Genomic DNA, 12915 nt, shown 5'->3' on the forward strand with positions numbered 1-12915 from the left:
GTCAGTAAAAAAACGACCATTGATCAATGGTCGTTCGAAAATTCTAGCTCTTTGGGTGGTTGCCCTTTTTTATTCATCAAGCGCATACGAATAGGCTCAATTTTTAATGTCACCATTTCATCCTGATTGCCAACAAAGATACTTGTAAAAAATTCGGCTAGTTTATTTTTTATCCCTTCTTCATGTACTTCCGTAAGCTTGCCTTCTATTTCCACATACGTATCACCAAATCCACCATTTTCGTAGCCATATAAAATATGGGTATATGGATTTTTGCGTAGCTCTTCCATTTTTTCTGAATGTTTATTCGTCACTGTATACAACACAAAATCTTCATGCTGGAACGTCATGTAACGTGAGTACGGTTTGCCATTTTCTACAGTTGCCATTGTCCCAATCTTTTCTCGATTTAACACTTCTAAAATTTCATCACGTACAGAAGTCATTGTATCCCATCCTTTCATCTACATATCTATTTTGCCCTCTCCTAAGAAAGCTAACCGTCTTTTTTTGAAAAATGTGAAATGACAATCTTCGGGCATATTGAAAATCTATTGTTATAATAACTGGATGGACAACAGGAATTTTCGAATGAATGAGGGTTAAAAATGAAACAAGCTTTTTTTACGCGCTGTTTGTTTTTCATAACAGGCATTATCGTGCTTTCTTTTGGGATCACATTAACAATTAAAGGCCAACTTTTTGGTGTGGGCTCATGGGATGTACTACATATTGGCTTAACAAAAACATTGGGCTTATCAATCGGTTCATGGTCCATTATTTTGGGACTTGCTATTTTAGCGTTTGATATGCTGATTACGAAAAAGTTCCCTTTACCTGGAACGTTTATCGATATGTTTTTGGCAGGCATTTTTATTGATATTTTCAACTATTGGTTACCTGATATTGATGGTTTTTGGATGCAACTTATATCTTACCTTACAGGGTTAGTGTTACTAGGCTGGGGCTGTGGGATGTATATGGTGGCGAATTTAGGTATTGGACCACGTGATACACTTATGCTGATGATGGTCCATAAGCTTGGCTGGAGTGTGACCCGCTCTCGTACAACAATGGAAGTAACAGTTGCAATTATTGGCTTCCTACTTGGCGGTCCTATAGGCATCGGTACGGTGTTTATGGCATTTGGACTTGGACCAATCGTACAATTTGCCTTATCCTATAACGAAAAATTATTTATGCGATGGACAGGCGTGAAAAGCGCTGTTGTCTAAACTTTAATGACAATGCATTTTTGCATTGTCTTTTTTTACAGTTGAAATATACAGTGCAACTATATATAATCAAACTATATAGTCCAACTGTATATTTGAGGTGAAGATGTGAAAAAACATAAATTATTACCTTTATCCGAAACCATGCATTATATTCTACTCGCCTTACGTGAACCGCTACATGGCTATGCTATGATGCAAAAAATTGAGGAAATGAGTGCTGGTACAGTCCGAATTGCTGCAGGTACGATGTATGGAGCCATTGACAATTTATTGAAATATCATTGGATTACACCTGTTGAAACCCAGGATACAAGACGCAAGGTTTATCAAACGACAGAAGAGGGTCTAGAAATATTAGCCGCAGAGCAACAAAGATTGCAGCGCATTTTATCTTTATACGAGGGAGCTGGCGAACATGATAAAGTTTAAAATCTTTTTTGATATCGAAAAGGAAGAGCGTTGGTTAAACGAAATGTTAGCCAAGGGTTGGATATGCTCTAACATAAACTCAGCAGGTATTTATACATTTCAGCATACTGAAGATCTTGAACGAGTTATTCGGATTGATTGTCAGCAGGATCTTCGCAAAGAAAAGCAAGCGACCTATAAGCAATTACATGAGGATTTTGGCTGGCGTATAGTAAAAGAAAAAGCCTATGACGGCACCTACTATTGGTTAAAAAGAAAAGATGGCAATGATGAATTATTTTCAGATCATGATTCCCACATTGCGAAATATAAACGTTTAATGAAACAAGCAAGCAACTGGGCCATACTGTCATTTATCTTCTTAATGATTTTTTATGCCAACGATAGTTACTACTCCCTTTTCAGTATAAAAAATGCGTATTTTACACCTGATTTATGGGAGAAAGAAGGGTTTTCTTTCCTTTTTGCCTTTTTATTTGAAACACCCTTTGCCATCGGGCGCTTTATCCCACCATGGCTATTTTTAGTAACTTGTAGTATTTACATCACTTTATATTATCGTTACCGAAAATCGATACAGCAGTTTAACCAATAAACGGTAAGGAGCCACTTACGAAATGTAAGATGGCTCCCTCTTTCTCTATCCTCTTGTTTCATCCGTATTTTGGCCTGTCGCTTCAAGCACTTCAGGTGTATCGTCGACTGTATCATCTTCCTGTACATTTTCAGCAGCTGGTGGTGTGATGGTCACCAGTGTATAGTCATCCTCATGTAAAATTTCAAACGGAAACTGTTGGCGAATATCCCCTACATAAAGAGAAGTGCCAATCGCAACATTCGTGGCATCTATTTCAATGGTTTCTGGAATTTCAGTTGGCTTCACTTTAATGCGAACCTCACGATTAGGCTGAAGCAGGAAGCCTCCTTCTGCCACTCCTACAGCATCACCAATCACGGTTACCGGAATATCGACTTCTAGCTCCTCAGACATATTAATGGACTTGAAATCAACATGTTTTACATTACCCTTCAATGCACAGCGCTGCACTTCTGTTAAAACAGCATTGATGCGCTTTCCTTCCACATCGAGTTGAAAGACACTTTTCGTACCATGTGCAGCCAATATTTTCGCAAAAGCTCTAGCATCTAACGTAATGGCTGTCGGCTCCATTTGAAAACCGTAAACAACACCAGGAATAGCCCCATTTTGTCGAAGCTGTGTTAGTGACGAATGACGCCCTTTTTGACGTTTATTAGCAGTTAGAACCATATTCATCGAAGATTTCCCCTTTCATGGAAACTAGTCTCATAAAAGGTTTTGCCTTTTCCCCTATTTTTTATACCTTTGTCTATAATTAAAAATACCTCCTCGAAATGAACAATATACATTTGCACAGCAGATACATAGATGTTGTACGAAAAGGTAACAAACCTGACTCTGTGTCCGTTTTAGAAAGTGCTATTGTAGATTTAGAACGGTTCATGGATGTTAGAGAATCTAGATACCCAGGCGCTAAAAAATCCCCTTTCCTTTTTGTTAGCGTTTATGGTGGTGTTGTAAGACCTTTATATAGAAGAGCCATTCAAAACATCGTAAATAAATATACATCAGCTTTCTTTAGAAACGGTAAAAGTCCACATAAACTTAGATATTCATTTGCAGTAGATTTTACCCGGAGCGGTGGAGACATAATTTTATAAAGGGATCAATTAGGTCACTCAGCTATTAAAACTACTTCCTTATATACGAACATGTCTTCTAAAGATGGTGAAAAAGTGTTAAATGAGATGGATAAAAGAAGATAAATAATAAAAGCCCAAACCTCTGAACTATCAGTGGCTGGGCTTTATGTAAGAATCGCAGAGTAATTTAAATTTACTTGGTATTCTGGTGTAATTCAGTTTAGTCGTCCTACTGTTTTAACACTATTTCTCACACTAATATGTAAAGTAAACTAAATTAGAGCACTACTTGAACTCTATACCTATTAATTTATGTGTATTTTCCCCATATTGAATTGTACATTCATAATTGATTATTAATACTACCAGTCCATTTTTTGGGTTAGTCTGTTTGCAATATATAGTGCTATCACTGTAAATATAAAGGGAATAACTAAATGGACAAAAGGCACTGAGATTTATTTCTCATACCTTTTGTCATTTCTTATGCTTTATATTTATTAGTAATAAACCTTTTATTTTTTTAAATATTTATCCCATAATCTTATCCCTATTAAATATAATTATCACTGCTGTAAGAATAAAGAGGATTCGATATCCTAAAACTATATATTTACTTTCCTTCTTATATTCTTTTGAATTCAAGAAAACTTCTATCACCATAAAAAGAAAATATAAAGTTGCCAGAATATAAAAATTTAGTTTATGCCAACTCAATAATACTAGTAGAATAATACTATACAAAAGCATTCGTAGAAATTGATTTTTCATATTTAGTTCTCCATATATTAATTTAGATACTAATATCCATTAAAACTTGCATAGCGATAGGGATTAATAGTTGCTATATTACCTTTTTGGCTCATAATATTTCCCCACGTCCTAATACTTGTGATTTTTGAAACATTATCTATTATAGACAGACAATCACTATTAGGATGGTGCTAAACTAACCGTTTTAGGTAGTACATTATGGGAATTAATATATAAAAAGAACTATTTGTAAATACATATAAATGATTAAACCATAAATCCTATACCGCCTAAATTTTGATATTATGTATAGTTTGCTTCTAACTAAAAACCCCTTCATTCACACGAAATAGACTGCAAATAAATTGCACTATCGTGTAGATGAATGGGGAGTTCGGTTTTTTAAATTAACCAGGTTTTGTTCAAAATAAATACCTTAATTCTGATGCTTGTCTAAATATTCCTCTATCATCTTTTGTGCGAGCCTACTATCGGTTATGTTCTGGGTTTTCGCTAACTCGGATAGTTGTTGATGATATTCTTTTTCTAACACAAGTACAACACGTTTGTCATAGCTAATTACATGTAAGACATATCATTATTCGTTAAACAATATTTCAATTCGTCTCTGAACACCTGGGTTTCAATTTTTGATAATTAACTTTGAAATTGAATCTTTAAAAGTTTTGAGCACCTTATCACATATGTGTTTTTAGGCATATTAAAATAGTATCATGATGTTTCTTAGGAAAAGGCATAAAATAGCAAAGAATCCCATTAAAAATAAGTAGCAAGCATAAAAATTTGAGGCTTGTCGACTATAGAGACTGCTAGCAAGTGAACTCCCCTCTACAATTCTTATAATAAAATATGACATAATCATTAAGACTTGGATATTATTTTTTATGAAGTGATGTCATAATTGATGCCTTGATCAAAGCAGACAAAATTATGTAAAAGGATTTATTAGAAATGGCTATCTTTAAACCAGTGACAATGATAGAGGAATGATTAAAGAAACAGTTCAAATTTATGAAGTTTGGGTAAAAGTACAAGCATGAAATTGTAAAAAAACAATTTCATGCTTGTACTTAAATCTTTGTATTAATATAAAGTGGACATATCTTCCCAGCTATTTCATTCCATACATGGAAATAATTATCTTCTCTGTGCTCAATGATTTTTGATTTGGTCCAATAGTTCCACCTTGGTAGTACTAAACTAGCTGTTTATTCAATACTTCAAATAAGTCGTGTAATTTGTTAATTTCATAATGTGGCTTAATTTCACTTGTGTTTTCGATATTACGGATATTAAACCAGCATGTGTCGATACCTGATAGTAAACCGCCTTTAATATCGGATGTCAACGAGTCCCCAATAATCAGCGTTTTATCTTTATCAAAATCATCGATCCGTTCAAAAACATAATCGAAAAATGCTGGCATAGGCTTTTGATAGCCTGTTTGCTCCGAAATAAAAATGTCTTTAAAATGTGGCGCTAGCTTAGCATCCACAAGACGTTTATTTTGTGTAGCCGTGACACCATTTGACACCACATATAAATGATACTGGTCTGCAAGCTGTGCAATTACCTCATAGGCACCTTCTACATAATGGTGGGCCTCACACAAATATTTTTGGAACAGTGCTTCAAAGTAAGCTCCATCGACTTCTATGCCAAATTCCTTAAAGGCAACAGCAAATCGCGTATTATGTAATGTATTTTTTGTTAATTCCCCACGCTCAAAAGCACGCCACATGGACTCATTAATTTCTTTATATCGCGCAATCATCTCTGAAGTAACTGCTATATTTTCCTCTTTAAACATGCGGTCAAGTGCTGCGTTTTCAGCTAAATCAAAATCTAGTAATGTATCATCTACGTCAAACAATAATATCTCATATTTCGTCATGTTCATTCCCACTTTCTTCGATGCATTGTGACTATTTACTCTATATCATGATAACGTTTTTTATGAAAAATAACAGTAAAATGTCCTATGACAGAATATTAGAACATATAGGCGCTTTATACACATGCTTATCCGTCCATTGAAACTAGGGAACTTTTTCTATATTGGCAAAAAATGTTCGTCTAGCCCTAAAATAGCCCTTTCTGTAATTTCATATTTGAAATTATCGGTGAATATGAGACAATAGATTGCTAGAAAGGAAGATGTACGAAAGATGACGACCTTACAAAAAATAACACCTGTCTTTGATCCTTGGGAAGCTTATTTAGATGTGGAACAGCATGGACAAATGACACTATCAAATATTGAATTTACAACAACAACACTTTGTAATATGCGCTGTGCCCACTGTGCGGTAGGGTATACATTACAAAATAAAGATCCAGAGGCATTACCAATCGAATTAATTTTAAAGCGCCTAGAAGAAATTCCACATCTTAAAACGATTTCGATTACTGGTGGAGAACCGATGATGTCTAAGAAGTCCGTTCAAAACTATGTATTGCCTTTATTGAAATATGCACATGAACGAGGCGTGCGCACACAAATCAATTCCAACTTAACATTAGAACCTGAACGTTATTTACTGATTGCACCGTATTTAGATGTCCTACATATCTCACATAACTGGGGTACGATCGATGAATTCGTTGAAACAGGCTTTGCTATGATGGAACGCAAACCAACATACGACCAACGTGCAGCCTTATTCCAACGCATGATTGATAACTCAAAAATGCTAGCTGAACACGGCGTTATGGTATCTGCGGAAACTATGTTAAACAAAAAAACTTTACCATACTTAGAACATATCCATAACCAAATCATCCATGAGATGAAATGTGCACGCCATGAGGTGCACCCAATGTACCCATCCGACTTTGCAAGTGCACTCACTTCTTTATCACTAGAGGAAACACGTGAGGCCATTCATCACCTGTTAGATATTCGTGATGACAATACATGGATGTTGTTTGGTACACTCCCATTCTACCCATGTAGCCTGAATGAAGAGGATCAAAAGCTGTTACAACGTCTCCGCACAGCGAAGAATGTCACAATGCGTAATGACCCAGACGGTCGTTCACGATTGAATATCAATATCTTTACAGGTGATGTGATCGTTACCGACTTTGGTGATACACCAGCCCTCGGCAATATTGTACATGACGAACTACCATTGATTTTTGATAAATGGATGGCAACCGACTTGGCAAAATCGCTTAACTGCCATTGTCCCGCAGTCAAATGCTTAGGCCCAAATGTCCTTGTAAAAAATATGTATTATCAAAACACCGCTTTTGTGAGTGGCTCTGCTCGCGTATAGGTTAATGAGAGAAACACCATGTTGAACAACATGGTGTTTTCTTTTTACATATGGAGCTATAAAATGTAGGTTATCCGTATACCTGGTCTTTAATGCATCGTATATAATTGTTCGATCGTAAGTGAGGAATCCGCCTCTTGATTTTTCTTGTCTACGGAAATAATTATTTTCCCTTCATAAATCAATCCACCTGTACATAAATCAACGATAGACAACCACTGTCCATCAGAAACACGATATACTAAATAAAATTTTCCCTCTGCTATACGTAAATATGGAGCATCATTTTCATTCGCAATGCTTGAATATTGAAGGGTTAAGGGATCTTCCCACTGCTTCTTTTCAATATGATAACGATTCAATGTTAGACCATTGGCTGAATAAACAGGAATGTATATCGTTTCTTTATGAATCAGCATTGACTTCCGATAGGGTTTTAATTCTTCTGGCATAGTCCATTCCACTGCTTCATTCTTAGCATTATTATAGAGATATATTTGACTAGAGATAACTTCTGGCTCAGTATCTTCTTTTCGATCACTGTATTTTTCTACCATATATAAATAATAATTTTCGTTTTGAGTAGTAGTATTGTATTCATTAAAAATACGGATACTGGAAGTGCCTCTTTCTTCTGACACTAATTCTGCAAGGATGGCGTCCTTTACTAATTCCTTCTTGTTCTCATCAATCGAATAGACATGCAACTCTTCCCTACCTTCTATAAGATAATTGGCTGATAAATAGTTGGTTGTTAATATATTTATTTTTCCATTTCCCACGTAAACGTCATTCACATTAATCCAATCATAGCTTGCTTTAACTGGTATATCGATTTTAAAGGAAGAACTGTCATTTGTATTTTTATCAAGTGTATCAATTTGAAGCGTTACGACATTGCTAGCTTCTTTTCCACCCTCATCTAAAAACGTTGTGTAAATCAAACGTGATTTGTCTTCAAAATATTTTCTTGGATCAAATTCTTTCCCACGCATAAAATTACGGTGTTCCTCAATATATTTTCGAAGATTCATAGGTTCATTCGGTGCCATCAAATCTCTAAAAAAAGACTGATTATTGGGATTCGTGGAACCATCCTTTGATATGTACAACATATGATAAAGATTATTACTCTGATAACTTGTTTGAAGAATAAGATTTTCGATTTCTTCCTTATTTCCGCTGATCGTTTCAATTTTATAGGTTCTATCATTTTTAGAAGCCATTGCTGTTTTTTGGATATAGTAAGAACTGATAAACACCACGATGAAGAAACTAATACTGATTGTTTTCCAATATTTTTTCATTGTTATACCTCCTCTAGACTCTGATTTTATATTTTAGTAAATGATTCGCAATCCAAATGGCGATTCCTAAAACAATCATGCTCGTTACCAGTACCATCAAGAAAATTTCAAGTGGGTAAAAGTAATTTGTATAAACATTTACTAATAGGATTGGAGCAAAAAATACCCCCAGTGACAGTAAACAATAAAAAATAGCGTAAAAAACTCCTTTTAAACCATAACTTCGCTCAATTAAAATCGCGGTAAATATTACTGCCACGAAAAGTAACCCAAGTGCATAAACCAGGATAAACTCTGTAAAGCTAGTCGGATACAGCCACCTCCACATATTTAAAGTAGAACTAGCATAAATTGAGAAATTTGATTGGAGGTCTATTGGTATAATCTTATTCACTATTTGTTTTTCCATCAAAATTAGCAAGATTTGCAAAGCAATCAAGCCAAGAACTAAAAGCATAATCGTCGTTAATTTCGCAAAATAAATGGCGATTCTTTCAGTTGGTAACATGAATAATCTGTAAATAAACGTATTTTTACCAAACCAATCTCGATACCAAATAAAGAAAACATAAATCATCAACATGGCGATACAAAAAAAGATTGGCAGCAGAAACCATTCTGAATCAGTGAATCGATCGAAAGAAAAAGTCCCGTATTGCTCCACATACTGGCTCATGGATAACTGGTTTTCTGCCATCAACTGTTTAGCATTTTTCATATAGGTTTGTGAGATAATTCCCGCTCCTATAAGCTGGCTGAGCATGGTCAAGCCTATTAAAATCAAATACAATTTAAAAAATCGATTTACTTCAAAATTAACAAGTTTTAAATAGTTTTTCATGCTCGATATACCTCCCTCATCACATCAATCACTGATTTCCCTTCATTTTCACGTACTTCCTCCACGCTAAATTCCCTCAATACTGCACCGCCATCAATAAGGACTGCTTTATCAATCAAATGCTCAATATCACTAATTTCATGCGTTGTTATAATGACACCACGTTCTTCAATTAAATGGCTTGTAAACACCTCCGCAATCTGCTCACGAGAGAAAATATCAATGCCAGAGAATGGTTCATCCATCAGTAAATAATCGACATCAAGTGACAATCCCAGTAGCATATTCACTTTTGCTGTATTTCCTTTCGATAAGTTAGCAATACGTTCATTCGGATCAAGTTTAAAAAATTGTAGTAATTCTTCTGCCCTCTGAGGATTCCAGCTTTTATAAAAATCAGCCATGAACGCAAAAGCTTCATTGATTTTCATTTGTGGCAACATCGTTATTGTGTCTGGGATGAAGGTTATTTTTTCAAAACTTTCTTTTGTGATTTTTTCTCCATCCATTAAAATTTCACCACTATTAATTGGTGTGAGCGCCATAATAGCTTTCATAATGGTCGTCTTACCTACACCATTTATTCCTATTAAACAAGTAATCTCTCCTTTTTCTGCAGTAAAAGAAATGTCTTTTAAAACCTGTTTCCTGCCGTATTTCTTGTTAACATTTTTTACTTCTATCATTTCGATTCCTCCGCTTCTCCGCTTTCGGCATCATGTTTTTTCTTTACAAGTTCCAATACTTCGGCTAACGGCACATCGATAGATTTAATAGAGCCTAAAAATAAGTCAACCGCTTCGATAATCAATTCCTCACGGACATTTTTAAGGACTGCTTCATCTTTCGTAATGCAGCTAGGCATATTCCCCTCTGTAAAAATCAATCCTTGTTCCTCCATTTCCTTATAAGCTCGTTGCGCAGTATTTGGGTTAATCTTTAACTGATTGGCTAATTCCCTTCTGGATGGAATCTCCTGACCTGGCTCATAAAATCCCTTGGCAATTTGTTCTTTCAAATGCCGAATCACTTGGACATACACCGGGTCCCGATTATTAAAATTTATAGTCAAATAACTCAACTCCTCAAAAATTAATTCCGCGTATTAAACACTTAATACACAGTATGTAGAATGATGGGTTGCACCTATCAACATGAACATATTTTTTCTCTCGTTAACACCTCGGCGTATTAAGCGCTTAATACACCGACAATAAAAAAATGTATTAAACAGTTAATACACTTCTTGAAATGTATTATATGCTTAATACACATTTTAAGTCAACCACATTTATGGAAATATCTATCAATAATTAAAATCACAGCCATTTTTACAAGTAGCATACATCATGGATGCAAATATACTTTTCTTCAAACAGACGAGTGTTTTTATCTTCATTGTTAACTGGTAATGACTGTATGTTTTCTTGTAATTATTTTTTAGCACAAAAAATATTTTATGTTCCAAGAGGTATAAGAAATAGAAGTTGAGCTATACTATTAAAGATTTCACTTCAAATCCAATGACTAGGAGGGTTAACCCGATGAGTGCGATTGATCGATAACTCAGAAGGACCATCAAAACTGAATAAGCTAAAGTACAGATTTCTTAGGAATATCCTTAAGATCCTATGCGGAAGCGAGGCAGTGTGTCATGGAGCAAAAAATGTAAGTGGTAATCAGACCCGGAAATTAATTTCCGGGTTTTTCTCATTGTAAAGCCACTATTCGAATTAAATACACAAAAGCCATATTCAAATGATGAATATGGCTTTTCCACTTATCGAATTAATTCCTTTGCCAGGAATCTATAGGTATTTAAACGACTTTCTAATTCATATTGATTGCAATTTAGCATCACTTCATCAAAGCCATAGCGTTCTTGCTCAGCGCTTAAAAAAGAAGCAATGTCTTGTGGTGTTCCGACAAGATTCGCCTTGCGATTATTGTCAATCGTCAATTTATCCATTTCAGTTAATGGATAATCCTTCGCTTCTTCGGGTGACATTGTTTGAATGATTTGCCCCTTCATTAATTGAAGACGAGAAATATCAATCGGTTTAGCTAAATATTCCGCTTCTTCTAAGGTTGGGGCAACTGTTGCTGCATAGGTCACAATGATCTGTGGTTTATCCATATAATAGGAAGGCGTAAAATAGGCTTTATAGGCATCAAAGATATCCTTTGACATATTGCCCGTGAAAAATTGTGCATATGAATAGCCTACTCCCAGCTGACCAGCCTGCATTGCACTCTGACCACTAGAACCTAGTAACCAAGCCTCTGGTAATGAAATATGAGCAGGCGCTGCAACGACTTGATCATAGACATGTTCACCTGTTTTTTGATTATTCATTAGTTTTAATATGATTTCTAGCTTATCATACTGTTCTGTGAAGCGTTGTCGTCTTCCCTCTGCCAAGGCATAGATAGCGGCATGATCACCACCAGGAGCTCTCCCCACACCAAAATCAATACGATTGGGTGCCAGCCCCGATAATGTTTTAAAGACCTCTGCTAGCTTATAGGGTGAATAATGCATCATCATGACGCCACCCGTACCAATGCGAAGCCGCTGTGTTTTAGCAGCTAAAAAAGCAGCAGTTACTTCAGGAGCTGAACTCGCCAATGACTGGCTATTATGGTGTTCAGCAAGCCACATACGGTGATAGCCAAGCTCTTCACCTAGCAATGCCAGCTGTTCTGTACGTTGGAAGGCCTCTTCTGCAGAATGACCTTTTGGAATCGGCATTTGATCTAAAATACTTAATCTCATGTAAAACATCCTCTCTGTCTCTAGCTCCCCCTTTTACTGTAATACAGTTTGGATGATTTACAAAATAAAAAACCTTACTCATAAGCTAGTTGTTTCTTTTCCCAAGTGTGATAGACCATGCCAACAAGCTTTTGTTGTTGTTGCTGGTTTAATACGACATCTTTAAATTTCATTGCCTCTAGGGAAAATTGCTGCGTTTGTTCGTTCACGACAAATTGAAGAATAGCATGTCCTTTTTCGTCTTGAAACGTAATATCACCTGATAATTCTACAACTTGCTCCCCAGTTTTTGCTTCATAATAGCGCCAGTAAGGTTCAAAAAAAGCGTAATTAAACGCATTTCGAACTGTGACATCTGAAAAATTCTCCAAATAGCCTTCCTTTACGGTATCAATATACTCATGATCTGTTATATCTTTTTTTGCATTAAAGACATACCCTACAAGTACTCCCATAAACACAACACAGAGAAATACACGTATATGATTTCCTAAACTCATGTCATCACGTCCCCTTTACGTAAAAACATCATCACCTACATAATACATCAAAATAATGACTCCAAGTAGAATTATTTTGAATTATG

Annotated in this window: 13 protein-coding genes; 4 read left to right on the forward strand and 9 right to left on the reverse strand. The window is 35.5% G+C overall.

Features of this window, described 5'->3' with window-relative positions:
- Window positions 1-23: 23 nt before the first annotated feature.
- Window positions 24-446, reverse strand: a complete 423-nt coding sequence (locus MHB39_RS13605) for a pyridoxamine 5'-phosphate oxidase family protein (protein WP_016991674.1) — start codon at window positions 444-446, stop codon at window positions 24-26.
- 162 nt (window positions 447-608) lie between these two features.
- On the opposite strand from MHB39_RS13605, the gene MHB39_RS13610 reads away from it, so the two are divergent.
- The 3 genes from MHB39_RS13610 (at window position 609) to MHB39_RS13620 (ending at window position 2262) form a co-directional block, all read left to right on the forward strand.
- On the forward strand, window positions 609-1235 hold the full coding sequence (locus tag MHB39_RS13610) for a YitT family protein (RefSeq protein WP_016991675.1): 627 nt from the start codon (window positions 609-611) through the stop codon (window positions 1233-1235).
- Between the two features lie 144 nt (window positions 1236-1379).
- Window positions 1380-1667 (forward strand): PadR family transcriptional regulator, encoded by a 288-nt coding sequence (locus MHB39_RS13615; protein ID WP_036077461.1) that lies wholly within the window; start codon window positions 1380-1382, stop codon window positions 1665-1667.
- Entirely contained in the window at window positions 1654-2262 is a 609-nt protein-coding gene (locus MHB39_RS13620; protein WP_342544126.1) for a DUF2812 domain-containing protein, read from the forward strand. The genes MHB39_RS13615 and MHB39_RS13620 overlap by 14 nt, the downstream gene beginning before the upstream one ends.
- Before the next feature lie 45 nt (window positions 2263-2307).
- Here the strand turns inward: MHB39_RS13620 and MHB39_RS13625 are convergent, their stop codons facing one another.
- Together MHB39_RS13625 and MHB39_RS13630 are read right to left on the reverse strand one after the other, a co-directional pair.
- Window positions 2308-2943: a 50S ribosomal protein L25/general stress protein Ctc gene (locus MHB39_RS13625; protein WP_016991678.1), complete on the reverse strand. Its 636-nt coding sequence runs from the start codon at window positions 2941-2943 to the stop codon at window positions 2308-2310.
- A gap of 2376 nt (window positions 2944-5319) precedes the next feature.
- Window positions 5320-6018 (reverse strand): YjjG family noncanonical pyrimidine nucleotidase, encoded by a 699-nt coding sequence (locus MHB39_RS13630; RefSeq protein ID WP_342544128.1) that lies wholly within the window; start codon window positions 6016-6018, stop codon window positions 5320-5322.
- A 274-nt stretch (window positions 6019-6292) separates the two neighbouring features.
- On the opposite strand from MHB39_RS13630, the gene yfkAB reads away from it, so the two are divergent.
- A complete protein-coding gene (yfkAB, locus tag MHB39_RS13635; RefSeq protein ID WP_274769412.1) occupies window positions 6293-7405 on the forward strand; it encodes a radical SAM/CxCxxxxC motif protein YfkAB in 1113 nt (370 codons plus the stop codon).
- A gap of 89 nt (window positions 7406-7494) precedes the next feature.
- Here yfkAB and MHB39_RS13640 read toward each other — a convergent pair whose 3' ends face one another.
- The 6 genes from MHB39_RS13640 to MHB39_RS13665 form a co-directional block, all read right to left on the reverse strand.
- Entirely contained in the window at window positions 7495-8712 is a 1218-nt protein-coding gene (locus tag MHB39_RS13640) for a hypothetical protein (protein WP_342544132.1), read from the reverse strand.
- Window positions 8713-8725: 13 nt separating this feature from the next.
- Window positions 8726-9553: a hypothetical protein gene (locus MHB39_RS13645; protein ID WP_342544133.1), complete on the reverse strand. Its 828-nt coding sequence runs from the start codon at window positions 9551-9553 to the stop codon at window positions 8726-8728.
- The gene (locus MHB39_RS13650; RefSeq protein ID WP_342544135.1) at window positions 9550-10239 is read right to left on the reverse strand and encodes an ABC transporter ATP-binding protein; all 690 of its coding nucleotides are present in this window, start codon (window positions 10237-10239) and stop codon (window positions 9550-9552) included. The genes MHB39_RS13645 and MHB39_RS13650 overlap by 4 nt, the downstream gene beginning before the upstream one ends.
- A complete protein-coding gene (locus MHB39_RS13655; protein WP_004230719.1) occupies window positions 10236-10625 on the reverse strand; it encodes a GntR family transcriptional regulator in 390 nt (129 codons plus the stop codon). The genes MHB39_RS13650 and MHB39_RS13655 overlap by 4 nt, the downstream gene beginning before the upstream one ends.
- Window positions 10626-11333: 708 nt before the next feature.
- On the reverse strand, window positions 11334-12329 hold the full coding sequence (locus MHB39_RS13660; protein WP_036077325.1) for an LLM class flavin-dependent oxidoreductase: 996 nt from the start codon (window positions 12327-12329) through the stop codon (window positions 11334-11336).
- A gap of 74 nt (window positions 12330-12403) precedes the next feature.
- The gene (locus MHB39_RS13665; RefSeq protein ID WP_036077327.1) at window positions 12404-12829 is read right to left on the reverse strand and encodes a hypothetical protein; all 426 of its coding nucleotides are present in this window, start codon (window positions 12827-12829) and stop codon (window positions 12404-12406) included.
- Between the last annotated feature and the right edge of the window lie 86 nt (window positions 12830-12915).

It is taken from the genome of Lysinibacillus sp. FSL K6-4013 (assembly GCF_038630435.1).
GTDB classification, from domain to species: Bacteria; Bacillota; Bacilli; order Bacillales_A; family Planococcaceae; genus Lysinibacillus; species Lysinibacillus boronitolerans.

What these genes read in the sequence shown, in the direction of transcription:
- MHB39_RS13605 (WP_016991674.1), bottom strand. Translation starts at nt 446, where the DNA reads ATGACTTCTGTACGTGATGAAATTTTAGAAGTGTTAAATCGAGAAAAG.
- MHB39_RS13610 (WP_016991675.1), top strand. Translation starts at nt 609, where the DNA reads ATGAAACAAGCTTTTTTTACGCGCTGTTTGTTTTTCATAACAGGCATT.
- MHB39_RS13615 (WP_036077461.1), top strand. Translation starts at nt 1,380, where the DNA reads ATGCATTATATTCTACTCGCCTTACGTGAACCGCTACATGGCTATGCT.
- MHB39_RS13620 (WP_342544126.1), top strand. Translation starts at nt 1,654, where the DNA reads ATGATAAAGTTTAAAATCTTTTTTGATATCGAAAAGGAAGAGCGTTGG.
- MHB39_RS13625 (WP_016991678.1), bottom strand. Translation starts at nt 2,943, where the DNA reads ATGAATATGGTTCTAACTGCTAATAAACGTCAAAAAGGGCGTCATTCG.
- MHB39_RS13630 (WP_342544128.1), bottom strand. Translation starts at nt 6,018, where the DNA reads ATGACGAAATATGAGATATTATTGTTTGACGTAGATGATACATTACTA.
- yfkAB (WP_274769412.1), top strand. Translation starts at nt 6,293, where the DNA reads ATGACGACCTTACAAAAAATAACACCTGTCTTTGATCCTTGGGAAGCT.
- MHB39_RS13640 (WP_342544132.1), bottom strand. Translation starts at nt 8,712, where the DNA reads ATGAAAAAATATTGGAAAACAATCAGTATTAGTTTCTTCATCGTGGTG.
- MHB39_RS13645 (WP_342544133.1), bottom strand. Translation starts at nt 9,553, where the DNA reads ATGAAAAACTATTTAAAACTTGTTAATTTTGAAGTAAATCGATTTTTT.
- MHB39_RS13650 (WP_342544135.1), bottom strand. Translation starts at nt 10,239, where the DNA reads ATGATAGAAGTAAAAAATGTTAACAAGAAATACGGCAGGAAACAGGTT.
- MHB39_RS13660 (WP_036077325.1), bottom strand. Translation starts at nt 12,329, where the DNA reads ATGAGATTAAGTATTTTAGATCAAATGCCGATTCCAAAAGGTCATTCT.
- MHB39_RS13665 (WP_036077327.1), bottom strand. Translation starts at nt 12,829, where the DNA reads ATGAGTTTAGGAAATCATATACGTGTATTTCTCTGTGTTGTGTTTATG.